A 25056-nucleotide genomic window follows, 5' to 3' on the forward strand; every position below is an offset into this window, starting at 1 on the left:
TTGGTTTACTCCGCCGCCAGCCTGTCCGCGGTGCCGTAGGTTGCCTGGTAGCGGGCGCGCTGGCGGCTGAGCGCCACCATGGTGTTGCGCAGCAGGATCGCCACGGTGATCGGGCCGACGCCGCCCGGCACCGGCGTGATCCACGACGCGACATGCCTGACGCTCTCGGCATCGACGTCGCCGACGATGCGGCCCTCGCCGTCCGGCCCGATTTCCGAATTGATGCCGATGTCGATGACGGCAGCACCCGGCTTGACCATGTCGGCCTTGATCAGCCGCGGCTTGCCGACGGCGACGAACAGTGCATCGGCGCGGCGGGCGTGTGCCGCTACCGAGCGGGTCATGTGATGGCACACCGTCACCGTCGCGCCTTCGCTCATCAGCAGGAAGGCGATCGGCTTGCCGACGATCTCGGAATGGCCGACCACCACCACTTCGAGCCCCTTGAGGTCGAGCCCGGTTTCCTTGAGCAACTCGACCGAGGCCGCCGCCGTGCAGGGCGCCAGATCGAGCTGGTTGTAGACGATGTTGCCGATCGAGGCCGGATGCATGCCCTCGACGTCCTTGAGCGGATGCACAGCCGCCTGCAGCGTCTTGATCGGGATGTGCACCGGCACCGGCCGCTGGATGATGATGCCGGTGACGCGCGGGTCGGCATTGAGGCCGTGGATCGCCGCTTCCAGTTCGCCGGCAGTGATGTCGGCGCCAAAGCGCCGTTCCTCGAAGCCGATGCCGGCCAGCCCGGCCTTGGCGCGCTGGTTGCGGACATAGACGTCGACCGCCGCGGTGTCGCCGACGGTGATCGACACCAGCTTGGCCGGAAACCCTTCGGCGGTGGCGATCGCCGCGTCCTCGCGCACGCCGGCGATGATGCGTTGGGCAACCGGGCCGCCTCTGAGATAGCGGCTGTCATCGGAGAGGGACATCGAGATAGGGCCTCTGTCTGGGACTTTAGCCGCCACATAGCAACGTTACCGCGAAAAGGCAGCGCGAAAAGCGAACCGCCATGCCCGTCGCGCGACGTGCCGGCGAAATCGTCCCGTCAATTCTCGCTGGCGGAAACAAAAAGGGCAGCACGGCTTGCCGCGCTGCCCTTTCGTGACTGGCCGCATCCCCACACGGCCCGTCCCCCGTTGTCCATTCATCTGGCCTCAGAAAGCCAAAGCTAATGTCTTTCTAGACCAGATGATTCATCGCGGCAACTATATCACCACCACCGTTGTTCCGATATTCACGCGTTCGTAAAGATCGACCACGTCCTCGTTGCGCATGCGGATGCAGCCCGACGACACCGCGCCGCCGATCGTCCAGGGCTGGTTGGTGCCATGGATGCGGTATTCGGTCGAGCCGAGATAGAGCGCGCGCGCGCCGAGCGGGTTTTCCATGCCGCCGGCGAGATAGGTCGGCAGATAGCGGCCCTTGGCCGCTTCGCGGGCGATCATCACCGCCGGCGGTCGCCAGTCCGGCCAGACCCGCTTGTTGGAGATCTTGTGGGTGCCGGACCATTCGAAGCCCGGCTTGCCGGTGCCGACGCCATAGCGCCGCGCCTTGCCGTTCTTCTCGACCAGATAGAGGAAATTCTCTCTCGTATCGATGACGATCGTGCCCGGCTTCTGCGGGCCGTCATAGGCGACTTGCTGCGGCAAATAGACGGGATCGATCTGCGGCCGCATGACCAGGCGCTTGGCCGGCGCCCGCACCGCTGCCGTGCGCAATTGATCGGGTTGCGCTTGCCGCTGATAGCGCCGTTGCGGCTGCACCTCTTGCCGGCTCTGCCGAACGATGCCCGGCGCATGGCCGAGCTGCAGCACCCAGGGCGCCGAAAGGTCGGGGCTGACCACCACCGGGGGCCTCTCGGCATAGCGGTCGTTGGCATTGGCGGCGCCGGCGGCAAGCACGGCCGCGGCGCCGAACAGTGGGAACAGGAATATCTTCATCGGATCGCACCTTGATCGTCGAACATGCCGGGGCGCAAAGCCTCCCCGATTTCCAGGACATTGGGCGCGAAGCGGCAACCGAAACATGAATCGGAATGCGTAAAATGCCGATCTGTCAGTAAACCTTTTGGTGTGGTTACCGCCCGGTTCAGGAATCTGGTAAAGCCGCGGTAAAGACAGCGTCAAAACGCGTTAACGCCAAGACACATCAACGAACGGAATTCCGCCATGGATGAAAAGACAGGTCTGCTTGCCGGTCCCGACGGGGTCGCCCGCTGCTTCTGGCACGGCAATCTGCCGGATTATCTGCACTACCACGACAACGAATGGGGCCGGCCGGTCGCCGACGATCGCCGGCTGTTCGAAAAGATCTGCCTCGAAGGCTTTCAGTCGGGCCTGTCCTGGCTGACCATATTGCGCAAGCGCGACAATTTCCGCGAGGCGTTCGCCGGCTTCGATGTCGACAAGATCGCCGCCTTCACCGACGAGGATGTCGAACGCCTGCTCGGCAATGCCGGCATCATCCGCCATCGCGGCAAGATCGTCTCGACCATCAACAACGCCAAACGCGCCCGCGAACTCATCGACGAGGCCGGCTCGCTGGCCGCATGGTTCTGGAAGTTCGAGCCCGGCCCAGGCGAGCGGCCCGAGATCGTCGATCTCGCCCATCTGCGCGCCAATCCGACGACGGCGGTCTCGGTCCGCATTTCGAAGGAGTTGAAGAAGCGCGGCTGGAGCTTTGTCGGCCCGACCACCGTCTACGCCTTCATGCAGGCCATGGGGCTGGTCAACGACCATCTCGAGGGCTGCGTCTGCCGCGAGCCGGTCGAGGCGGAGCGCAAAGCGTTCAAGCGGCCGAAGTGAGCGCCCCTTGCCTTCTCCCCTTGTGGGAGAAGGTGGATCGGCGCGTAGCGCCGAGACGGTTGAGGGGTGTTGGAAGGAATGAGGCGTTGGCGTTCGCTGGAACACCCCTCATCCGACCGAGCTTCGCTCGGCCACCTTCTCCCACAGGGGGGAGAAGGAAGAGGCGCTGTCAGACGCCGCCGATGCCGGCCAGGAAAAGCCCGGCGAGGATGGCTGCCAGCGCAGCGAACACCGGATAGATGACCAGCAGGCCGGTCATCAGAACGTCGCGCATGGTCGGCCCGTTGCGCTGTTGCGCCGCGATCTCGAACGGTCCTGCGATTTGCTTCGTCGTCTTCGGCGCATGACCATCGGCCGGCCGCAGCCGGACCGGGACTTCGCGTGCGCCGCTATCGATGATGTCGAACTTTTGTAGCGTGGCCATGGCCCCGAACCCCTTGTTTCGGCGCGCTTATCGGCCCGGATTGTGTCGGCACGATGCCGCGCGCATGGCGCAATTGTTTCAGCTTCTTGCCTTCTCCCGCGACGAGGGGAGAAGGAAGAAGTGCAAACGCTTGCCTTCTCCGGGCTGCATCGGTAGGACACGCCCACCCGAAATAAGTCATCGATTGCTTTAGCAAAGTACCCCATCCCATGGCCGACAAATCCGAAAAGATGAAAGCGCGGCTGCCGCGTGGTTTTGTCGACCGCAGTGCCGACGACATTCGTGCCGTCGAGAAGATGATGGCGACGATCCGCTCGGTCTTTGAGCTGTACGGTTTCGAGCCGGTCGATCAGCCGCTGATCGAATACACCGATGCGCTGGGCAAATTCCTGCCCGACCAGGACCGGCCGAACGAGGGCGTGTTCTCGTTCCAGGACGATGACGACCAATGGCTGTCGCTGCGCTACGACCTGACCGCGCCGATGGCGCGCTTCGTTGCCGAAAATTTCGAGCGCCTGCCGAAGCCGTATCGCAGCTATCGCTCCGGCTGGGTGTTCCGCAACGAGAAGCCCGGCCCCGGCCGCTTCCGCCAGTTCATGCAGTTCGACGCCGACACGGTCGGCACCCCGGGCGTCGCCGCCGATGCCGAGATGGCGATGATGATGGCCGACGTGATGGAGGCGCTGGGGATCAAGCGCGGCGACTACGTCATCCGCGTCAACAACCGCAAGGTGCTCGACGGCGTGCTGGAGGCGATCGGGCTTGGTGGCGACGAGAACGCTGGCCGCCGGCTGCAGGTGCTGCGGGCGATCGACAAGCTGGACAAGCTGGGCGTCGGGGGGGTTCGTCTGCTTTTGGGCGCCGGGCGCAAGGACGAGAGCGGTGATTTCACCAAGGGCGCCGGGCTGGATAATGCGCAAATCGACGTTGTCATCAGCTATTTCACAGTCATGGCGCAGCATGATCCCGAAAAAATTGTCCAGACACTGGGATCTATCACCCCAGGGCTCAGCAATCTTGTCGAGGAAAGGAAACTCGAACATCTGGGCATAACGAATGCCTCGTTTGTTGAGGGTCTTGCGGAGTTGGAGCAGATAAGAACCATGGTCGCCCAAAGCGGCTACGGTGAGGATCGCATCCGCATCGACCCCTCCGTCGTCCGTGGCCTCGAATATTACACCGGCCCGGTCTACGAGGCCGAACTGCTGGCCGAAATCCCCAATGAAGAGGGAAAAATCGTCCGCTTCGGCTCGGTCGGCGGCGGCGGCCGCTATGACGGGCTCGTCTCGCGCTTCCGTGGCGAGCCGGTGCCGGCGACCGGCTTTTCCATCGGCGTCTCGCGCCTGATGACGGCGCTGAAGAACCTCGGCAAGCTCGACACGTCGGATGTGATCGCGCCGGTCGTCGTGCTCACCATGGACAAGGACACCGAAAGCCTCGGCCGCTACCAGAAGATGGTGGCCGAGTTGCGCGCCGCCGGCATCCGCTCCGAAATGTATCTCGGCGGCGCCGGCATGAAGGCGCAGCTGAAATATGCCGACCGCCGCGGCAGCCCGGTCGCCATCATCCAGGGCGGCGACGAACGCGCCAAGCGCGAGGTGCAGATCAAGGACCTGATTGAAGGCGCGCGGATGTCGGCCGAGATCGCCGACAACGCCGAATGGCGCGCGGCACGGCCGGCGCAGGTGACGGTGGCGGAAAGCGAGCTGGTCGCCGAGGTGAAGAAGATACTGGCGGCGCAGTCCGGGGAGCCGGCGCGTGGCAAGTAGGGCGCCGCTCCCTTCTCCCCTTGTGGGGTCCGAAGGACGGGGCGAGACACGTGGCTCGCCCCAGGGCGGTGGCCGAGCGAAGCTCGGTCGGATGAGGGGTGTTCCAGGGGACGCCAACGCCTCATTTCTTCCAGCACCCCTCATCCGTCTTGGCGCTGCGCGCCAATCCACCTTCTCCCACAAGGGGAGAAGGGAAGGGCGCCTGCCATGACCTCCCGCCCCGCCATCGCATCCGACATCGCCAAGCTCTTCGCCGCGCGCAACACCCATGCCGTCGAGGTCGCGGTGCTGCAGCCGGCCGATCCCTTCCTCGACATGGCCGGAGAGGATTTGCGGCGCCGCATCTTTCTCACCGAAAGCGAGACCGGACAGACGCTTTGCCTGCGGCCGGAATTCACCATTCCGGTCTGCCTCGACCACATCGCCAGCCAGGCCGGTACGCCGCGCCGCTATTCCTATCTCGGCGAAGTGTTTCGCCAGCGCCGCGAGGGCGGCAACGAGTTCTTCCAGGCCGGCATCGAGGATCTTGGTGACCGCGACACGCCGCAGGCTGACGCCCGTTCGCTGGCCGATGCGCATGCGCTGCTTTCGCTGGTGCTGCCCGGCCAGGAACTGGCGGTCACGCTCGGCGACCAGACCATTTTCGAGGCGGTGCTTGCAGCGCTTGGCCTGCCGCGCGGCTGGCGCATGCGGCTGGCGCGGGCCTTCGGCTCGGCGCCGATGCTGGAAGCAGCCCTTGCCGACCTCGCCAATCCGCCGCGCAACAGCCAGCTGGCAGGCGCGGTGGCTGCGCTTGTCCTCGACGGCGATCTGGAAGCTCTTTCGGCCCATATCGCCGGCGGCATGGAACAGGCCGGGCTGTCGGCATCGGCCGGGCGTTCGCCGTCCGAAATCGCGCGGCGGCTGATCGAGAAGGCCGAGCTGCGCAGCGTGCGGCTGTCGAACGAGGCGTTTGCGGCGCTGAAGAGTTTTCTGGCGATCGACGTGCCGCTCGATAACGCCGCCCAGGCGCTCGAAAGCTTTGCAGCCGATGCCGGCCTTTCGCTGGGGGCTGCGCTGGAGAATTTTTCGGCACGCGCCGCGGCAATCGAAGCGCTCGGCCTGCCGGCGAAAACAATCCGCTACGACGCCGCCTTCGGCCGCCCGCTCGATTACTATACCGGCCTGGTTTTCGAGGTCGCGGCGAAGGGCGGCGACCGGCCGCTGGCCGGCGGCGGCCGCTACGACCGGCTGCTGACGCTGCTCGGCGCAAAAACACCGATCCCCGGCGTCGGCTTTTCCGTCTGGCTCGACCGCATCGAGGCACTGCGGGAGAAGGCGCCATGATCACGCTGGCGCTGCCGTCGAAAGGCCGGCTCAAGGAGCAGGCGCTGCAAGTGCTGGCCAAGGCCGGGCTCGCCGTCAGCCTGCCCGGCGACGAGCGCAAATACCGCGCCCGCATCGAAGGCATGGACGGCGTCGAAATAGCGTTCCTGTCCGCCTCAGAGATATCAAGCGAAATCGGCCAGGGCTCGGTCGATCTCGGCATCACCGGCGAGGATTTGTTGCGCGAAAACCTTGCCGATTGCGAGACGCGCGCCGAAATCATCGCCCGCCTCGGTTTCGGCAATGCCGATGTCGTCGTCGCCGTGCCCGACATCTGGCTCGACGTCGACACGATGGCCGACCTCGACGACGTCGCCGCCGATTTCCGCCAGCGCCATGGCCGGCGGCTCCGCATCGCCACCAAATACTGGCGCCTGACCCAGCAGTTCTTTTCGCAAAAGCACGGCATCCAGGTCTACCGCATCGTCGAGAGCCTCGGCGCCACCGAAGGCGCGCCGGCGGCCGGATTGGCCGATATCGTCGTCGACATCACCACGTCAGGCTCGACGCTGCGCGCCAACCATCTCAAGGTGCTGGCCGACGGCCTTATCCTGCGGTCGCAGGCTTGTCTCGTCGCTTCGAGAAAGCAGCGTTCGGCGGCCGACGAGGTGACTTTGCGCGATATTGCGGCCAGGATGGCATCGGTGGAGAGATAGCTTTCGCCGTCGGCGAAGCTGCTTATCTCCCGCCTTGAGGGGGAGATGTCGCCGAAGGCGACAGAGGGGGTCGGTACGTCTTGACGCGACTCTCCTAACGAACAGAACAGGCTGGAGCTCCACGCGAGACGACCCCCTCTGGCCTGCCGGCCATCTCCCCCTCAAGGGGGAGATCAGCAGCTTGGCCGCTGGCGCCTGAAGCAATTTTCTCTAAAGCGCAGCAACGTTGTTCTTGCTTTGTGCCGGCAGCTATGCTACTAATCTCGCTATGGTGCCAATTGGCGCCGACGACCCGCCCGCCGAGGCGGGTTTTTTATTTTCGGCGCCATCCCTCACGTTCCAACCTCCCAACCGTACCATCGACGGGATTTCCACCGTCCTGCCGGGCTGATAGGCTCGGCCTGTCTGCGGAGGACACGGCGATGCCGATCAATCTCGACGAGTTGAAGAATGCAACCAACCTGCGCGGCAAGCGCAGTGGCGGCTCGTTCATTGCGCCGGTCGACGGCACGGCGCATGTCTCGGGCGAGCGCAGCGTGCCGCTGCTCAACCTGACGATCCCGGCGCTGTTTGCCGATACGGTCGGCAAATATGGCACGCTGGATGCCGCCGTCTTCGTCGATCAGGACAAGCGCTTTACCTGGGACGAACTGTCCGAGACCGTCGATGCCCTCGCCGCCGGCTTCCTGGCGCTCGGCCTCGAGAAAGGCGATCGCGTCGGCATCTGGTCGCCGAACCGCTGGGAATGGCTGGTGACGCAATTTGCCACCGCGCGCATCGGCCTGATCCTGGTCAACATCAACCCGGCCTACCGGCTGGTCGAACTGGAATATGCCTTGAACAAGGTCGGCTGCAAGGCGCTGGTCACCGCCGCCACATTCAAGAGTTCTGACTATCTCGGCATGATTGAGACGCTGGCGCCGGAGATCGCAAAGGCTGCGCCCGGCAAGCTCGACGCCAACAAGCTGCCGGCGTTGAAGATCGTCATCCGCATGGACGAGGAGAATTCTGCGGGCATGTTCAATTTCGCTGACGTGCTGGCGATGGCCGGGCGCGACGAGCATGACAAGCTCGACCGGATATCCGGAGGGCTGAAACCGGACGACGCCATCAACATCCAGTTCACCAGCGGCACAACAGGTGCGCCCAAAGGCGCGACGCTGACCCACAACAACATCGTCAACAACGGCAATTTCGTCACCTCGGCAATCAGGCTCACCGTTGACGACCTGCTGTGCATCCCGGTGCCGCTCTATCACTGCTTCGGCATGTCGATGGGCACGATGGGCTGCGTCACCAAGGGCGCGACCATGGTTTTCCCCAGCGAGGGCTTCGATGCTGGCGCCACGTTGAAGGCGGTAGCGACGGAAAGCTGCACCGCGCTTTACGGCGTGCCGACCATGTTCGTCGGCCTGCTCGACCATCCGGATTTCGCCTCCTTCGATCTCTCCAGCCTGCGCACCGGCATCATGGCCGGCTCGCCATGCCCGATCGAGGTGATGAAGAAGGTGGTGTCGCTGATGCACATGGCTGAGGTGACCATCGCCTATGGCATGACTGAGACCAGCCCGGTCTCGTTCCAGAGCAGCGTCGACGATCCCTTGGAAAAACGCGTCTCGACCGTCGGCCGCGTCCATCCTCATGTCGAGGTCAAGGCCATCGACGCCGATGGCGCCACCGTTGCGGTCGGCGCGCCGGGCGAGCTCTGCACGCGCGGCTATTCCGTGATGAAGGGCTATTGGGACGACGAGCAGAAGACCCGCGAGGCGATCGACGCCGACGGCTGGATGCACACCGGCGACCTCGCCACCATCGATACAGAGGGCTATTGCAACATCGTCGGCCGGGTGAAGGACATGGTTATCCGCGGCGGCGAGAACGTCTATCCGCGCGAGGTCGAGGAGTTCCTCTATCGCCACCCCAAGGTCAAGGAGGTGCAGGTGTTCGGCATTCCCGACTCGAAATATGGCGAGGAGCTTTGCGCCTGGATCGTGCTCAAGCCGGGCCAGATCACGACGGAGCAGGAGATCAAGGCGTTCTGCGCCGGCCAGATCGCCCATTTCAAGATCCCGCGCTACATCCGCTTCCGCACCGAGTTGCCGATGACGGTGACCGGCAAGCCGCAGAAATTCCTGATGCGCGAGGCCATGGTGGCGGAGCTTGGGCTGGTAACGCAGAAGACGGCTTGAGCGGGCAGCGCTTCAGGCTTTTCGCAGGGTTCGCAGAAGGGGCTTGCGAAACGGGGTTTGCAAAGGGGCTTGAATGAGTGGTTTCGCACGATCGGCGGTTTCCTATGGAATGCCGCTGGCCGCCCTGGCGATGGCTGTCGCGGTCAAGGCCAGCGGGGTCTCGGTAGACGAAGGGTCGCTGAGCACCAGGATATTTATCGGCGCGCTTTCGAGCGCGATCATGTTCACCACGATTTTCGTGGTGCTCGACCACGCCGAGGCGGTGGCTCGGCGTGTAGGCGAGCCGTACGGCACGTTGGTGCTGACCATTGCGGTGACGGCAATCGAAGTGTCGATCATCGTTTCCATAATGCTGCATGGAGCGAACAACCCGACGCTTGCACGCGAGTCCGTCTTCTCGACGGTGATGATCACCTCCACCGGCGTTGTCGGCATGTGTCTCACGCTTGGCGGCTGGCGTCATCGCAAGCAGGCAATCGTCCGCCAGGGGACCAGCGCCTATCTGGCGGTTCTGGTCGCGCTCAGCGTCATGACGCTTATTCTGCCGACCTACACGCGAACCACGGATCCTGGCACATTCTCGGCGGCTCAACTTGGCTTTGTCAGCGTCCTTTCAGTGCTGCTTTATGCCGGTTTTCTGTTCGCGCAGACTGTCCGCCACCGGGACGATTTCATCGACGGACAAGCGCACGGCATTTCGACGCGAACCGACGCTCACGAAAGCCTCGCCGCCAGCGCCGTGCTCCTGCTGATCGGGCTGATCGGCATTGTCATGCTGGCCGAGCAAGTCGCCGCAAGCGTCGAAGATGCGCTCATCGCCTACCAGGTGACCCAGGCCGACGCCATTGTCGGCGCAATGATCGCCGGGCTGGTCTTGATGCCGGAGGCCATTTCAGCGGTTCGTGCCGCACTCAACAACGAGCTGCAGCGCGGCTTGAATGTCGCGATGGGTTCGGCTTGCGCCACAATCGGTTTGACAATACCGGGAATCGCCGCCGCCAGCCTGCTGACCGGAAGAGGGCTGACCCTGGGGCTGCCGTCGACCGACACGGTGCTTTTGATTCTGGCGCTTTTCATATGCAATGTAAGCTTTAGCACGGAGAGAACGACGTTCTTGACCGGCTTGGTGCATCTGGTGGTGTTTTTTACTTATGTGTTTTTGATATTTGTGCCGTGAGGGCGTGGGGCGAGGTGAGCTTGCCCGCTCAATGTGCGGTCGAACACGCCGCTGTCATGCATGGATTAATGTAGCACAACGTCAGAAGAACAAGGCCGCCAGACGTTAGAAACAGCTAATGACAGGACCGAGCCAGAAGCCGTGCTAGAGATCGCTATCGATTGAATGTCGCCTACTGTTGCGAGGCCCCATTGACTCAACGATTATCGGATTTCGACATTGGCTTGCTGCTGACACTAGACGCGCTGTTGAAGCACCAGAACGTCACCCATGCGGCGTCGAGATTGAACATCACCCAATCCGCTTTGTCGGCCCGCCTGACCCGGCTGCGCCAGTTGCTGAACGATCCACTCTTCACCACGGCGGCGTCCGGACGGGGGATGACCCCCACGCCTCACGCCCTGGCGCTTGAGGCCGAACTCACGCGCCTGCTCGAGCGGTTGAGCGATTTTGTGAATACCGCCCATCTGTTCGACCCTGCGACAAGCAAACGTGTCTATCGCATTGCCGCAACGGACAATCCGGCGGCGATCCTGGCTCCGGACCTCATTCCGCGGTTCAAATCCCAAGCTCCCAACGCAAAGGTCGCTTTTACAGTGCCCAACAAGCCGAGGATCGTCGAGCACCTGGAGCAGGGCGACGTCGATCTCTTCATCGGGGCCGCGGAAGACGGCTCGGGTGGTCTGATCGGGCAAAAACTGTTCGAAGAGGAATTCGTCACGGCCCAGCGGCACGGCCATCCACGGGGCAAGGGACCAATTGCCTTGGACGAGTTCTGTGCCCTCGACCATCTGCTCATTTCGACGAGCGGCGGGCACTTTGCAGGGATGATCGATGACGCGCTTGCGGAGATTGGCCGCGAGCGCAACGTGACGGTCTCCATCCAGAGCTACGCCCTGGCCCCCCTCGTTCTGGCGAACAGCGATCTGATCTGCACTCTGCCCCGGCGTTTCCTGAGGCGCTTCGCTCAGGTCCTTGATCTGTTCGAAGCGCCCTTGGTACTTTCGCCGTTCGCCATGAACCTGTTCTGGCACCCGAGGATGCGCAGTGACCTTGCGCACATGTGGCTGCGCAAGCTGGTGATGCAAAGCGCTCGCAGCAGTCACGAAGAGTAGTGGCCGGACGCCGCGCACCCGTTCCGGCCACCCCATGTCGTGCAATCAGAATTTTTGAAGCAGGTAGTCGCCGACCTTGTCGGCAGCGGGGTCGAACAGTGTATCGAGTCGCGAGTTCAGCACGTAGATGTCATCGCCCACAATCGCGGCGGCCGTCGGCATCGACATGATGCTGGTTTCCTGCCGGACGACTGTTGCCGAGGCCCACCCGTCGGTGGAAACCAGTTCGACGGTACGACCCACGCCAAGGTTCTGCACGATGACGAGGTGCTGGTCATCGATCAGCTGAATGCCATCGGCACCCGTCAGGGGCTCGGGCAGTTTCACCAGTTCGACCTTGCCGGGATCGGCGATACTGACGCGAAACAGCTCACCCGTATTGTATTTGCCAACGAGCAGATAACCGTCCTTGTGCCAGGCGATGCCATTCAGGTTGAAGCCATCGCCATCCTTGAAGCGCGGGTCCTGCGCAAAGGTCGTCGCCTTGCCTGCCGTATCGATCCGGTAGATGATCGGGGCAAAGCTGTCGGTCACATAAGCGTTTCCATCGGCGTCGAGCGCGATATCATTGGCAAAATGCGTGCCTTCGCTAAGGTTGCCTAGATCGTAGTAGGCCCGAGGCTGGCCGGTCGTGGCATCGTATGTGGCCACCCCCGCAAGCTTGCCCTGGGTCGTCGCATTGGTGCGATCGCCGACGCCCGGATCGGAGTTCGTCACCCAGAGCGTATTGCGCTTGTCGTCGACTAGCAGGCCCGCCGTGGAAACCAATTTCGCGTCGTTGACGAACCCCGTGTACTTCCCAGCTTCGTCGACTTTCGCCACTAGGCCATGACGCACCGAGCCGACCATGAAGGTGTCCTGCTTGGCCGACCACGAGATGCTTTCCGGATAACTCTCATCGGAGGTGAACGAGATACCCTGAGCCGTGGAGCCGGCCATCGATGGCGATGCAAAACTGAAGAAAGCTATGGCGGCGACGCCAGCCAATAGAGAGCGAGAGATCATGATTGGGGTTCCTTTCGATCGGTTGATGTCACCGCTCTAGAACCCCGCGCGCGCCTTGAGAAATCGCCTTGCACGATGGGACCAATTAATCATCTTCATGAGTTTGGTACTTGCGAAAATCGAAAACCATCCCACCACCTGACCAGCCATGAACGGGCTCGATACCACCAATCCGTGAGATCGATTGGCGCGCTGTTGGGCAAACCAGCATGTTCCGGGCGCTTCAACATCAGCAGGTGGCAATTGGCCGGACTGGGTAGATGTTCAACGATGGGACGGAAAAACATGCTCAATCTGTATTTTCATGCCACGCCGAATTCGATGAAGGTGGCGGTCCTGCTGGAAGAACTGGAACTGCCCTTCGACGTCTCGCCGATCGATATCTTCAAAGGCGAACAGCACGAGCCCGAATTCAGGGTGATCAATCCTAACGGCAAGGTTCCGGCGATGGTCGACGGGGATGTGACTATCTTCGACTCCCATGCCATCCTCCTCTACCTCGCCGAGAAGCACGGAAAGTTTCTTCCCAGCGAGCTGAAGAGCAAGGCCGTCATGCTGTCATGGCTGCAGTTCGTGGCAACGGGCCTGTCGCCGTTTTCCGGCCAGGCGATCCACTTCCTTCACTACGCTCCGGAAGACATCGCCTATGCGAAAAATCGTTACGTGAAGGAAGTCGAGCGACACTATTCGGTTCTGGACCATCGCCTTGGGCAGGCTCGATATCTGGCAGGCGACGAATACACAATCGCAGACATGGCACTTTGGGGCTGGGCCGCCTCGGCCGGATATGTATTCGGCGAGAAAGGCCTTGGCGACTATCCCAATGTCATGCGCTTCATGGATGAAGTGACCAAGCGCCCCGCCGTTCAGCGCGCCTTGGATATGAAGGCGAAACATACCTTCAAGGCCGAACTCGACACCGAAACACGTCGCGCCATGTTCCCGCAAAACGAGACTGTTGCCGCCTGATATATGCAACCGGCAGGGTCTGCTGTCGGTGGATTTCGAGCGCCCCTGCTGGCCGGGCTCAGTGCGACGTCGGCGCTGGGTGCCTTTGTAATGCAGCGCAACGGCAGCCTGGGCGGCCCACCGATATTGGACGACGCTAATCAACTTCGATGGACCGACTTCGACCGTCGCACGAACGTCCGCTGTGGAGAAGCGACATGAAGGTCCACTTATGTGAAGGCTTCCGGACGCCGGCCCCGGCGCGCGGCACCGCCCACGGAAGGGCCGGCATCCGAAACCCTTCACAACACCAGACCGTCCGTTGGATGGTACGGCGCACCTCACCCCGCCAGCACCGCCGCCTCCAACCCGCGGATGATCTTCGCCAGCTCGACACATTCATCGCGCCGGACCTTGTTGCGGCGCCGCCATGGCGGCCGCATGGATCGCAGATCTTTACCCTCAGCGGAACCGACACGCCATGCAGCCGGTTAAATCGGTATGAAGCTTCCGACCACCAATGCAAGGCTGCGTCATGAGCATTCTGCAAAGCATGAAGAAAACTGTCGAGCAGGTCACCGGTATCGCTAGACCGGACAGGCGAGAGGTTCCCGATCTCCTGAGGCCGCGCAGACCGAATGCATTTCTGTTCAAGGATGATGGCCTGGTGCCCAACCATCCGTTCTGGCCGCTTGTCGTCTATCGCGGCGCTGTGAAGTTGCCCGAAGACTTCGATCCGGCGGCCGTCATGGAGGCGCTTTTCGAAGCGAATGGATGGGGGGATAGCTGGCGCAATGGCATCTACGATTACGTTCACTACCACTCGCGAATCCACGAGGTGCTCGGGGTTGCGCGCGGGACGGCCAAAGTCCGGTTCGGCGGCAACAAGGGACGGACGCTGTCGCTGAAGGCCGGCGACGTCGCGGTTCTTCCGGCCGGCACCGGGCACCAACGCATTTCCGCGTCCGACGATTTTTTAGTCGTCGGCGCCTATCCTCCATCCGGCACCTATGACGAATGTACGACTGCTGCGGAGCACGCCAAGGCGGTCGTAACGATACCCAGGGTTGGCCGTCCGCGGAAGGATCCTGTCTATGGAGGCAAAGGCCCGTTGCTCGCAGCCTGGAACAGAGATTGAAGCCGTTTCACTCGAAGGGGCTTGCGAGTTCGCTTCGGGGCTAAAACCAGGCCTTTTGCCAACATACCCTGCTCAAGCCGCCAGCACTGCCTCATCCAATCCCCGAATGATCTTCGCCAGTTCGACGCACTCGTCGTGGCGGACCTTGTTGCGCCGCCACGCCAGGCAGATCGTGCGTTGCGGCATCGGCTCCTGGAACGGCACGATCTTCAAATCGCGCATGGCGCTGGCCGGTCCTGCCGCCATTTCCGGGACGAGCGTGACGCCGAGCCCGTGCGCCACCATCTGCAGCAGCGTCGTCAGGCTGGTCGCGCCGTAGCTTGCCATCGCCACCGGCCGCACGCTGCCGCAGACGGCGAGCGCCTGTTCGCGCAGGCAATGACCTTCTTCCAGCAGCATCAGCCTTTCCAGCGCCGGGCTTTCCGGTGGCACTGGCGGCGAGGCGAAGGCGGGATCGCCGGCCGGCACGGCAAGGAAGAACCGGTCGGAGAAAAGCGGCTCTGTGACCAGGCCGGGATAGTTCAGCGGCAGTGCCGCGACGAAGGCGTCGAGCTTTCCCGAACTGGTGTCATCGACCAACGACGCGGTCACCGCCTCGCGCAATTCGAGCTGCAAGGCCGGGAAATGCCGTTTCAGCTCCGGCAGCACATGCGGCAGCAGATAGGGCGCCACCGTCGGGATGATGCCGAGCCGGAAGCGTCCCTCCATCGCCGGGCGGCCGCGCCGGGCCGTCGCCTCGACGTCGCGGATGTCGGCAAGAATGCGCTCGATGCGCGGCAGCAAGGCCTGCGCCTCGTCGGTCATGCGCGCCGATTTGCCGCCGCGCTCGAACAGCTGGCAATTGAGCCGCAGCTCCATCTCGGCGATCTGCGAGGACAGCGCCGGCTGGCTGACGCCGGCGAGCTTCGCCGCGCGGCCGAAATGCAGCGTCTGCGCCAGCGCTTCGAAATAATGCATCTGCCGGACGGTCAGGCCAATCATAAGGAAAACCTATCGCAACAAACAGGAAAGGCAATTTGTTTTTATCGGCAAGGCGGCCTAGTCTGGAACCATTCCAGAGTGGTGCGGCTCGAGGCCCGCCCGGAAATTCAGCAAATCGGAGGCAAAGATGGACGCGAAAACCGACGACAACAGCGCCGGCAAATGCCCGGTCGCACATGGATCGGCCGGCAGGACCAACCGTGACTGGTGGCCAAACCAGCTTGACCTTGCCGTTCTCCACCAGCAGTCGAGCCTCTCGGACCCGATGGGCGAGGACTTCGACTACGCCATGGAATTCAAGAGCCTCGATCTCTATGCGGTGATCAAGGACCTGCACCAGGTGATGACCGATTCGCAGGATTGGTGGCCGGCCGATTTCGGCCATTACGGCCCGCTCTTCATCCGCATGGCCTGGCACAGCGCCGGCACCTATCGCATCGGCGACGGCCGTGGCGGCGCCGGCGCCGGCCAGCAGCGTTTCGCGCCGCTCAACAGCTGGCCGGACAACGCCAATCTCGACAAGGCGCGTCGGCTGCTGTGGCCGATCAAGCAGAAATACGGCAGGAAAATCTCCTGGGCCGACCTGTTGATCCTCACCGGCAACGTCGCGCTGGAATCGATGGGCTTCAAGACCTTCGGCTTCGCAGGCGGCCGCGCCGATGTCTGGGAGCCAGAGCAGGACGTGGACTGGGGATCGGAAACCAAATGGCTCGGCGACGAGCGCTATTCCGGCGACCGCGAACTTCGGGGCCATCTCGGCGCCGTGCAGATGGGGCTGATCTACGTCAACCCGGAAGGGCCGAATGGCAAGCCCGATCCATTGGCCTCGGCACGCGACATCCGTGAAACCTTCGCCCGCATGGCCATGAACGACGAGGAGACCGTGGCGCTCATCGCCGGCGGTCACACTTTCGGCAAGACCCACGGCGCCGGTGATGCATCGCTGGTCGGAGCGGAGCCGGAAGGCGCCGGCATCGAGGCGCAGGGCCTCGGCTGGTCGAGCAAGCATGCCACCGGCATTGCCGGCGACGCCATTACCTCGGGCCTCGAGGTGACCTGGACCACGACCCCGACCAAGTGGAGCAACAACTTCTTCGATAATCTGTTCAACTACGAATGGGAGCTGACCAAGAGCCCGGCCGGCGCCCATCAGTGGACGCCGAAGGGCGGCGCCGGTGCAGGCTCCGTGCCGGACGCGCACGATCCGTCGAACCGCCGCGCGCCGGCGATGCTGACCACCGACCTCGCTTTGCGCGTCGATCCGGCCTATGAGAAGATCTCGCGGCGTTTCCATGAGAATCCGGATCACTTCGCCGACGCCTTCGCGCGCGCCTGGTTCAAGCTGACCCACCGCGACATGGGTCCGGTCGTCCGCTATCTCGGCCCGCTCGTTCCGAAGGAAGAGCTGATCTGGCAGGATCCCATCCCGGCCATCGATCACGAGCTGGTCAGCGAGCAGGATATCGCCTCGCTGAAGGCGAAGATCCTGGCCTCTGGCCTGTCCGTTTCCGAACTGGTCTCGACCGCCTGGGCCTCGGCCTCGACTTTCCGCGGCTCCGACAAGCGCGGCGGCGCCAACGGCGCCCGCATCCGCCTGGCGCCGCAGAAGGACTGGGACGTCAATCAGCCGACCGAACTGTCGAAGGTGCTTGCGCGGCTCGAAGCCATCCAGAGCGCGTTCAATGCCGGGCAGACAGGCGACAAGAAGGTCTCGCTTGCCGACCTGATCGTTCTCGGCGGCGTCGCCGCGGTCGAGAAGGCAGCGAAAGACGGCGGCCATGACGTGGAGGTGCCTTTCACGCCAGGCCGCATGGACGCCTCGCAGGAACAGACGGATGTCCAGTCCTTCGCCGCGCTCGAGCCGAAAGTCGATGGCTTCCGCAATTATGTCAGGGGCAACCAGCCGATGTCGATCGAAGCGATGCTGGTCGATCGGGCGCAGCTGCTGACCTTGACGGCGCCGGAGATGACGGTGCTCGTCGGCGGGTTGCGGGTGCTCGGCGCCAACGCCGGCAAGTCGAAGCACGGGGTGTTCACCGACAGGCCGGGCACGTTGACCAACGATTTCTTCGTCAACCTGCTCAGCATGAACACGGTCTGGGATCCGGCCGCCGGCTCCGATGAAATCTACGAAGCGCGCGACCGCAAGACCAAGGCGGTCAAGTGGACCGGCACCCGCGCCGACCTGATCTTCGGCTCGCACGCGCAGTTGCGTGCGCTTGCCGAGGTCTACGGGTCGGCGGATGCCGGGCAGAAGTTCGTTCGGGATTTCGTCGCGGCCTGGACCAATGTGATGAACGCCGATCGCTTCGATCTTGCCCAATCCTGAGGGCGGCAAGTGATGCTCTAACAAAAATAGGCGCGGGCCTCGGCCCGCGCCTTTTTGTATTGAAGCCTTCGAGAAGTCAGTCCTTCTCGAAGATACCGGCCTTGGCGACCACGCCGGCAATGGCGCCGCCGATCAGCGGCGCGACGATGAACAGCCACAGCTGGCCGATCGCCGCAGTTCCCGAAAACAGCGCCGGGCCGATCGAACGGGCCGGGTTGAGCGATGTGCCGGTCACCGGAATGATGGCGAAGTGCAGCGCTGCCAGCGTCAGGCCGATGACCAGCCCGGCGAACGCCGTCGTGTGCTTGGCGTTGGTGACGCCGAGGATCACCGTGACGAAGGTGAAGGTTCCGATCAGCTCCCACAGGAAGGCCGAGCTGACGCCCCATTTCGTCACGTCCCAGCCATTGGCGCCGAAGCCGCCAGTATGGCCGCCGACCTGTCCGGAGACGATGATCCACAGTGCCAGCGACGCGATGATGGCGCCGATGATCTGCGCGATCCAGTAAGGAATGACGTCCTTGGCCGGCATCCGCCCGGCAAGAAAGACGCCGAGCGTCACCGCCGGATTGAGATGCGCCCCCGAAATCGGGCCGATCGCATAGGCCGCCGCAATCAGGCCGATGCCGAACGCCAGACCGATACCTTCCTGGCCAAGCGGCAGCGCGCCGCCGAAGCCGCCCGTCACCACCGAAGCCGTGCCGATGAACACCAATAGAAACGTGCCTAGAACTTCCGCCAGATAAGTCTTCATTGCCCTCTCCTCGTATCGACCCGCGGCTCCGCCTTTTCTGCGACGCGAATCACCGCGCAAAGAGTATTCGCAACCGGAAAACTTGCAAAGCAGCGCAGTTGCGCAGCTGGCGTGCTTGTGCGCGCCGGGCATGTACATTAGATGTATATAATATGTACTGATCGAATTCTTTGATTTAGCCCAGGCCGACGCCCGCTTGGTCGGGGCGGCTCGCGATGCACGAATCCACATTCGCCACCCTCCGCATGGATCGTCTCGCCGTCGGGGAACAGAACTGTTTCAATCAGGACACGAAAAGCTCTAAGAGCAGGGCCGGATTTAATTTGCTGGGTAATGGAAGACGATAATGAGACTGGGCGGGCGGCTGGCGGCAGCCATCGAAGTGCTTGATGACATTGGCCGGCGTCACCGGCCGGTGGCCGATGTGCTGAAGGACTGGGGCCTGTCGCACCGCTTCGCCGGCGGCGGCGACCGCGCCGCGATCGGCAACATCGTCTATGACGCGCTGCGCCGCAAGCGCTCCGCCGGCTGGCTGCTCGGCGAGGACACGCCGCGCGCCATCGGCTTCGGCGCGCTGCTGCTCGAATGGGGCCAGACGGCGCAGTCGCTGAACGAGGCGCTCGAGGGCGACAAGTTCGCGCCGCCGCTGCTGAACGCCGACGAATTGAAAACGCTCGGCGGTCGCCGACTCGCCGACGCGCCGCCCGCGGTGCGGGCAGACGTCCCCGATTGGTGCATGCCGCTTTTCGAACGGGCGTTTGGCACAGCCTGGGTGGAAGAGGGTGCCGCTCTCGCGACACGCCCACCGCTCGACCTCAGGGTCAATACCCTGAAGGCCGATCGCCCAAAGGTATTGGCGGAATTGGCGGAGACCGGCGCCAAGGCTGCACGGATCGCGCCGCATGGCATCCGCATCCCGCCGATCGAAGGCGACGGCAGGCACCCGAACGTGCAGGCCGAACCGGCCTTTCAGAAAGGCTGGTTCGAGGTTCAGGACGAGGGCTCGCAGATAGCCGCCGAACTGGCCGGCGCCGAGCCTGGAATGCAGGTGCTCGACTTTTGCGCCGGCGCCGGCGGCAAGACGCTGGCGCTGTCCGCGGGGATGGACAATCGCGGCCAGATCTTCGCCCACGATGCCGAGAAGGCAAGGCTGGTGCCGATCTTCGACCGCATCCGCCGTTCGGAAAACCGCAATGTGCAGATCGTCACCAAGCCGGCGGAGCTGGCGCCGCTCGGCAAGCACATGGATATCGTCCTGATCGATGCGCCTTGCACCGGCAGCGGCACGTGGCGGCGCCGGCCGGATGCCAAATGGCGGCTGACGCAAAGGCAGCTCGACGCCCGCAAGGGCGAGCAGGAGACGATCCTCGATGCCGCCAAGGACTTCGTCAAACCCGGCGGCCTGCTGGTCTACATCACCTGTTCGGTGTTCGACGAGGAAAATGGCGACCAGGTTTCAGCGTTCCGCGACCGCCATCCCGGCTTTGTCCCGGTCGATCACCGCCAGCTCTGGGACGGTCGTTTTCCGGGCCACGAAGCGGCAGTGCGTATCGGCGCTGCGGGCGGCATTTCGCTGTCGCCGGCGCTGAGCGGCACCGACGGCTTTTACTTCTGCGCGCTGCGCCGGGCCGGCTGAACGTTTGCCATCGATACAGGGTTGAGCCAAATGCTGCAGTGCAGCATTTGCGATTGCCTGCCGCCCACCCCTCTGCGATAAATGCCGCTGCAATAAGATTTGTCGAGAAACGAAGGGCGACGGCCATGGCAGCAAAGATCGTTCCTGCTCCGGATTATGAGGACCGCGTCAGAACGTCCTTCGCGCGCCAGAATGCGATGACGACGATTGGCGCAGAACTGACGTTGGTGACGCCCGGCATCATCGAGATCGAAATGCCCTATTCGGCGGCACTGACCCAGCAGCACGGCTTTCTCCATGCCGGCGTCATTTCGACGGCTCTCGACTCGGCCTGCGGCTATGCGGCATTCTCGCTGATGCCGGAAAATTCCGGCGTGCTGACGATCGAGTTCAAGGTCAATCTGCTGGCGCCGGGCCGGGGCGAGCGCTTCCTGTTCCGCGGCTCTGTGACCAAGCCCGGCCGCACCATCATCGTCGCCGATGGCCAGGCCTATGCGTTCGCCACCGACGGCGAGGCCAAGCTGATCGCCACAATGACCGGAACGATGATGACGGTGCTCGGCCGCGACGGCATCGAGGGCTGAGGAACGGGCAGGGAGGATGGACCATCATGGCCGGTAAAACATCTGGTGAGCTCGCCCTGGTCTCCGGCAAGTCCGTTCTCTTCGTCATGGCTGCCGAGGCCGAATACGGACCGCATTTGCAGCGGCTGTTCACACCGCTGATGACCGGCGTCGGGCCGGTCGAGGCCGGCGTCGGACTCAGCGCCGAACTGTCCCGACTGAACGCCGAAAAGGCGCTGCCGGATCTCGTCGTGTCGCTCGGTTCGGCGGGCAGCCGCACGCTGGAGCAGACGGAAATCTACCAGGCCGTTTCAGTCGCCTATCGCGACATGGATGCCTCGCCCTTGGGGTTCGAGAAGGGCGCCACGCCGTTTCTCGACCTGCCGGTGAGCGTGCTGCTGCCGTTCAGGATACCGGGCATCGGGCAGGCGACGCTTTCGACCGGGGCGGGAATAGTCACCGGCGCCGCTTACGACGCGATCGCCGCGGATATGGTCGACATGGAGACCTTCGCCTGCCTGCGCGCCTGCCAATTGTTCGGCGTGCCGCTTATCGCCCTGCGCGGCATTTCCGACGGGGCAGCCGATCTCAGACATGTCGGCGACTGGACGGAATATCTGCACGTCATCGACGAAAAGCTTGCCGGGGCGGTGCAACTTTTGGAACGGGCGATCGCGTCTGATGCGCTGCAGTTTTGACCTGTTGCATGAAGATGCGGAATCGGAGTGAGAGAGACGCCTCACAACCCATTGCGCCGACTCGTTTCTTTCTCTAAACGCTCGCCATGAAAACAGCCAATCATCCCGACACCGTCCTGATTGTCGATTTCGGCAGCCAGTTCACGCAGCTGATCGCCAGGCGCATCCGCGAGGCCGGCGTCTTTTCCGAGATCGTGCCTTTCCAGTCGGCCGCGGCGGCGTTCAAGCGCATCAATCCGAAGGCGGTGATCCTGTCCGGCGGCCCGGCCTCGACCAGCGACATCGGCAGTCCGCGCGCGCCGCAGATCGTCTTCGACGCCGGCGTGCCGGTGCTCGGCATCTGCTACGGCCAGATGGCGATGTGCGTGCAGATGGGCGGCGTCGCCGAAAGCTCCGACCACCGCGAATTCGGCCGCGCCTTCGTCGAGATCGCCAAGGACAGCCCGTTGTTCGAGGGCCTGTGGGCGCCCGGTCAGCGCCATCAGGTGTGGATGAGCCATGGCGACCGCGTCATCTCCTTGCCCAAGGGGTTCGAGGTGCTCGGAAAATCGGAGGGCTCGCCCTTCGCCATTTTCGGCAATGTCGAGCGCAAAATGTACGGCATCATGTTCCACCCCGAAGTGGTGCATACGCCCGACGGCGCCAGGCTGCTCCGCAACTTCGTCCACAACATCGCCGGCATCGAAGGCGACTGGACGATGCGCGCTTACCGCGAGCACGCGATCGAGACGATCCGCAAACAGGTCGGCAAGGGCAAGGTCATCTGCGCGCTGTCGGGAGGCGTCGATTCCTCGGTCGCGGCTTTGCTGATCCACGAGGCGGTCGGCGACCAGCTCACCTGCATCCTCGTCGACCACGGGCTGATGCGCAAGGACGAGGCGGCGGGCGTGGTGGAGATGTTTCGCCACCACTACAATCTGCCCCTCATCCTGGTCGACGCTTCAGACCGTTTTATCGGCGCACTTGAGGGCGAGTCGGACCCGGAAAAGAAGCGCAAGACCATCGGCCGGCTGTTCATCGAAGTGTTCGAGGAAGAGGCCAAGAAGCTTGGCGGCGCCGATTTCCTGGCGCAAGGCACGCTCTATCCCGACGTCATCGAAAGCGTCTCCTTCACCGGCGGCCCGTCGGTGACGATCAAGTCGCACCATAATGTCGGCGGCTTGCCCGAGCGTATGAACATGCAGCTGGTCGAGCCGCTGCGCGAATTGTTCAAGGACGAGGTGAGGGCGCTCGGCAAGGAGCTCGGCCTGCCCGACAGCTTCATCGGCCGGCATCCGTTCCCCGGTCCCGGTCTCGCCATCCGCTGCCCGGGCGGCATCACCCGCGAAAAGCTGGAGATCCTGCGCGAGGCCGACGCCATCTATCTCGACGAGATCCGCAAGGCCGGCCTCTACGACGCCATCTGGCAGGCCTTCGCCGTGCTGCTGCCGGTGCAGACCGTCGGCGTGATGGGCGACGGCCGTACCTACGAGTTCGTCTGCGCGCTGCGCGCCGTCACCTCGGTCGACGGCATGACAGCGGATTTCTACCACTACGACATGGCATTCCTGGGAGCAGCCGCCACCCGCATCATCAACGAAGTGCGCGGCATCAACCGCGTCGTCTACGACGTGACGAGCAAACCCCCAGGTACAATCGAGTGGGAGTGACGGGAGCGTAGTTTCGGATACTGCGGGAAACTGTGTCGTAGTGTAGGCGGTTCACACATCTCGATAGATACGTGTCCGCTTGTGAGACTTTGTGCTCGGTCAGCTTCAGAGCGACTCCCATAAGATAGCAGACATTCCTGCTTGGTCGGCATGATCGCGAAAGATGCGGGGCTGCATCCCTTGACCAATCTCATGCCATTCCCTATATAATTGAGCATCCACTCACTCAATATCGTTAGACGGAAATATGGCGCGTCCCCTCAGTGAAGAAAAGCGACAGGCACTGCTCGATGCAGCGGCCGAGTTCGTCGCCAACCTGGGCACAGGCGCGTCCACGGCCAAGATCGCAAAGGCTGCTGGCGTGTCTGAGGGAACGCTGTTCACTTACTTTCCAACCAAGGACGATCTGCTCAACCAGCTCTTTCTCGAGATCGAGGCCGACTTGGTAGAGATGATGCTGGCCCCATATCCGGCGGACGCCTCCCCCAAAGACCGACTATTTGTGGTCTGGAACCGTCTGATTGACTGGGGACTGGCTCACGCCACAGCGCGCAAGGCCCTTCGCCAGCTGAAGGTGTCAGATCGCGTGACGGCGGAAAGCCGGAACCGGTGCCACGCTATGCTGCGAGATGCGCGGACGATGGTGGAAGAGTGTCTCGCCGGCCATGCCGCGCCTGACAGGATCGCCTTCTACATCGATACCATTCTCTTCGACTTGGCTGACATCAGCATCAATGCGGTCACGGCCAGACCCCAGGAAAGTGACGCCATCCGCCAGGCCGGGTTCGACCTGTTCTGGAAGGGGTCTGCCGCCTGAGTTTTAACCGATAAATGAGCATGTAAGCACTCACACATAAGGATCGAAGATGTCGAATAGTAAGGGTTTCACCGAAGCCAACGTCCCCAAACAGACGGGAAAAAGCTTCATCGTCACCGGCGCCAACGCCGGCGTAGGATTCGAAATCGCGCGGGTGCTTGCCGCCAGGGGCGCGCGCGTCCTGCTTGGCTGCCGCGAGCAGACCAGGGCGCAGGATGCCATCGCGCGGATCAAGCGGATCACGCCGAACGCCGATCTCGTCTGGTTGCCGCTCGACCTCGGTGACCTCGACAGTGTTCGCACCGCAGCCGAGATCGCCGCGAAGGAGCCACGGATCGATGCGCTCATCAACAATGCCGGGATCATGAACCCGCCGCTGACGCGCACGAAGCAGGGGTTCGAATCGCAGTTCGGCGTCAATCATCTCGGCGTGTTCGCGCTCACCTCGCTGCTCCTGCCTAAACTTGCGGAGACCCCGGGAGCGCGGGTGGTCGTGACCTCCAGCGTCGCGCATCTGAAGGCCAAGATCGACTGGGACGACCTCAACGCCGACAAGAGCTACATCAAGAACGATCGCTACGGCGCCAGCAAGCTGGCCAGCGCGCTGTTCTTCTTCGAACTGGATCGTCGCCTGCGCGCGGCGAAGTCGCCCGTCACAGCAATCGGCGTCCACCCTGGAGTCGCCGCCACAAGTCTTGGCCGTCACATGGGGCTGATCCAGATCGTAGGCCCAATCGTCGGCCTGTTGCTCAATAGCGCCGACAAGGGCGCGTGGCCGGCACTTCTGGCTGCAACCGGCAAGGTGAAGCCCGGAGGCTATTACGGTCCCACCGGCTTTGGCGGAATCCGCGGTGTAGCCGGCGAAGCAAAGCGCGCGCCGCACGCCGAAGATCCCGCGCTCGCGAAGCGGCTCTGGGACGTCTCCATCGCCATGACCGGCATCGATCCAGGCTTGCCGGCCACCTTACTTCACGGCGACACGGTGCGTCAGGCCCTCGTGTAGGCTTGCTCTGGGGCGCGGATTGGACGAGCCTCGCCCGGG

The 25056-nt window shown here is 63.2% G+C and carries 22 protein-coding genes; 16 read left to right on the forward strand and 6 right to left on the reverse strand.

Translation table 11 applies throughout. The features are described from left to right. Window positions 1-5: 5 nt before the first annotated feature. Both NKJ08_RS09795 and NKJ08_RS09800 read right to left on the reverse strand, forming a co-directional pair. Entirely contained in the window at window positions 6-926 is a 921-nt protein-coding gene (locus NKJ08_RS09795; RefSeq protein WP_352526368.1) for a bifunctional 5,10-methylenetetrahydrofolate dehydrogenase/5,10-methenyltetrahydrofolate cyclohydrolase, read from the reverse strand. Between the two features lie 276 nt (window positions 927-1202). Beyond that, window positions 1203-1937 carry a L,D-transpeptidase gene (locus tag NKJ08_RS09800; protein ID WP_352526369.1) on the reverse strand — a complete coding sequence of 245 codons (735 nt, stop codon included), beginning with the start codon at window positions 1935-1937 and terminating at the stop codon, window positions 1203-1205. Window positions 1938-2165: 228 nt separating this feature from the next. Between NKJ08_RS09800 and NKJ08_RS09805 the strand changes: the two genes are divergently transcribed. Further along, window positions 2166-2801 (forward strand): DNA-3-methyladenine glycosylase I, encoded by a 636-nt coding sequence (locus NKJ08_RS09805; RefSeq protein ID WP_352526371.1) that lies wholly within the window; start codon window positions 2166-2168, stop codon window positions 2799-2801. A gap of 169 nt (window positions 2802-2970) precedes the next feature. Here the strand turns inward: NKJ08_RS09805 and NKJ08_RS09810 are convergent, their stop codons facing one another. Continuing rightward, window positions 2971-3225, reverse strand: a complete 255-nt coding sequence (locus NKJ08_RS09810) for a hypothetical protein (RefSeq protein ID WP_352526373.1) — start codon at window positions 3223-3225, stop codon at window positions 2971-2973. A 209-nt stretch (window positions 3226-3434) separates the two neighbouring features. On the opposite strand from NKJ08_RS09810, the gene hisS reads away from it, so the two are divergent. The 6 genes from hisS (at window position 3435) to NKJ08_RS09840 (ending at window position 11496) form a co-directional block, all read left to right on the forward strand. Continuing rightward, on the forward strand, window positions 3435-4994 hold the full coding sequence (gene hisS / locus NKJ08_RS09815; RefSeq protein ID WP_352526375.1) for a histidine--tRNA ligase: 1560 nt from the start codon (window positions 3435-3437) through the stop codon (window positions 4992-4994). 207 nt (window positions 4995-5201) lie between these two features. After that, complete coding sequence (locus tag NKJ08_RS09820; protein WP_352777817.1) at window positions 5202-6320, forward strand: ATP phosphoribosyltransferase regulatory subunit; 1119 nt, start codon at window positions 5202-5204, stop codon at window positions 6318-6320. Continuing rightward, entirely contained in the window at window positions 6317-7015 is a 699-nt protein-coding gene (gene hisG, locus NKJ08_RS09825) for an ATP phosphoribosyltransferase (protein WP_352526379.1), read from the forward strand. Before NKJ08_RS09820 ends, hisG begins: the two co-directional genes overlap by 4 nt. A 422-nt stretch (window positions 7016-7437) precedes the next feature. Then, window positions 7438-9204, forward strand: a complete 1767-nt coding sequence (locus NKJ08_RS09830; protein ID WP_352526382.1) for an AMP-binding protein — start codon at window positions 7438-7440, stop codon at window positions 9202-9204. Window positions 9205-9277: 73 nt separating this feature from the next. Beyond that, window positions 9278-10381, forward strand: coding sequence for a calcium:cation antiporter (locus NKJ08_RS09835; protein WP_352526384.1), 1104 nt, complete (start codon window positions 9278-9280; stop codon window positions 10379-10381). A 191-nt stretch (window positions 10382-10572) separates the two neighbouring features. Next, a complete protein-coding gene (locus NKJ08_RS09840; protein ID WP_352526385.1) occupies window positions 10573-11496 on the forward strand; it encodes a LysR family transcriptional regulator in 924 nt (307 codons plus the stop codon). A 45-nt stretch (window positions 11497-11541) separates the two neighbouring features. Here NKJ08_RS09840 and NKJ08_RS09845 read toward each other — a convergent pair whose 3' ends face one another. Continuing rightward, on the reverse strand, window positions 11542-12483 hold the full coding sequence (locus NKJ08_RS09845) for a hypothetical protein (RefSeq protein ID WP_352781682.1): 942 nt from the start codon (window positions 12481-12483) through the stop codon (window positions 11542-11544). Between the two features lie 303 nt (window positions 12484-12786). On the opposite strand from NKJ08_RS09845, the gene NKJ08_RS09850 reads away from it, so the two are divergent. Both NKJ08_RS09850 and NKJ08_RS09855 read left to right on the forward strand, forming a co-directional pair. Further along, entirely contained in the window at window positions 12787-13470 is a 684-nt protein-coding gene (locus tag NKJ08_RS09850) for a glutathione S-transferase family protein (protein WP_352526421.1), read from the forward strand. Between the two features lie 514 nt (window positions 13471-13984). Beyond that, window positions 13985-14587, forward strand: coding sequence for a cupin domain-containing protein (locus tag NKJ08_RS09855; RefSeq protein ID WP_352526387.1), 603 nt, complete (start codon window positions 13985-13987; stop codon window positions 14585-14587). Between the two features lie 72 nt (window positions 14588-14659). On the opposite strand, the gene NKJ08_RS09860 is transcribed toward NKJ08_RS09855, so the two are convergent. Next, window positions 14660-15568 (reverse strand): hydrogen peroxide-inducible genes activator, encoded by a 909-nt coding sequence (locus NKJ08_RS09860; RefSeq protein WP_352526388.1) that lies wholly within the window; start codon window positions 15566-15568, stop codon window positions 14660-14662. 127 nt (window positions 15569-15695) lie between these two features. Between NKJ08_RS09860 and katG the strand changes: the two genes are divergently transcribed. Then, entirely contained in the window at window positions 15696-17897 is a 2202-nt protein-coding gene (gene katG, locus NKJ08_RS09865) for a catalase/peroxidase HPI (protein ID WP_352526389.1), read from the forward strand. Window positions 17898-17973: 76 nt separating this feature from the next. Here the strand turns inward: katG and NKJ08_RS09870 are convergent, their stop codons facing one another. Further along, window positions 17974-18651: an MIP family channel protein gene (locus NKJ08_RS09870; protein ID WP_352526390.1), complete on the reverse strand. Its 678-nt coding sequence runs from the start codon at window positions 18649-18651 to the stop codon at window positions 17974-17976. A gap of 346 nt (window positions 18652-18997) precedes the next feature. On the opposite strand from NKJ08_RS09870, the gene NKJ08_RS09875 reads away from it, so the two are divergent. The 6 genes from NKJ08_RS09875 to NKJ08_RS09900 all read left to right on the forward strand — a co-directional run bounded on the left by NKJ08_RS09875 (window position 18998) and on the right by NKJ08_RS09900 (window position 25017). Beyond that, entirely contained in the window at window positions 18998-20287 is a 1290-nt protein-coding gene (locus NKJ08_RS09875) for an RsmB/NOP family class I SAM-dependent RNA methyltransferase (protein ID WP_352526391.1), read from the forward strand. Window positions 20288-20412: 125 nt separating this feature from the next. Continuing rightward, window positions 20413-20871: a PaaI family thioesterase gene (locus tag NKJ08_RS09880; RefSeq protein ID WP_352526392.1), complete on the forward strand. Its 459-nt coding sequence runs from the start codon at window positions 20413-20415 to the stop codon at window positions 20869-20871. A gap of 26 nt (window positions 20872-20897) precedes the next feature. After that, window positions 20898-21548, forward strand: a complete 651-nt coding sequence (locus tag NKJ08_RS09885; protein ID WP_352526393.1) for a 5'-methylthioadenosine/S-adenosylhomocysteine nucleosidase — start codon at window positions 20898-20900, stop codon at window positions 21546-21548. An 86-nt stretch (window positions 21549-21634) separates the two neighbouring features. Beyond that, window positions 21635-23197 carry a glutamine-hydrolyzing GMP synthase gene (gene guaA / locus NKJ08_RS09890; protein ID WP_352781683.1) on the forward strand — a complete coding sequence of 521 codons (1563 nt, stop codon included), beginning with the start codon at window positions 21635-21637 and terminating at the stop codon, window positions 23195-23197. Window positions 23198-23444: 247 nt separating this feature from the next. Beyond that, the gene (locus NKJ08_RS09895; protein ID WP_352526396.1) at window positions 23445-24014 is read left to right on the forward strand and encodes a TetR/AcrR family transcriptional regulator; all 570 of its coding nucleotides are present in this window, start codon (window positions 23445-23447) and stop codon (window positions 24012-24014) included. Between the two features lie 49 nt (window positions 24015-24063). Then, window positions 24064-25017 (forward strand): oxidoreductase, encoded by a 954-nt coding sequence (locus tag NKJ08_RS09900; RefSeq protein ID WP_352777808.1) that lies wholly within the window; start codon window positions 24064-24066, stop codon window positions 25015-25017. Window positions 25018-25056 lie beyond the last annotated feature (39 nt).

It is taken from the genome of Mesorhizobium sp. M0244 (assembly GCF_040321795.1).
GTDB lineage: Bacteria > Pseudomonadota > Alphaproteobacteria > Rhizobiales > Rhizobiaceae > Mesorhizobium.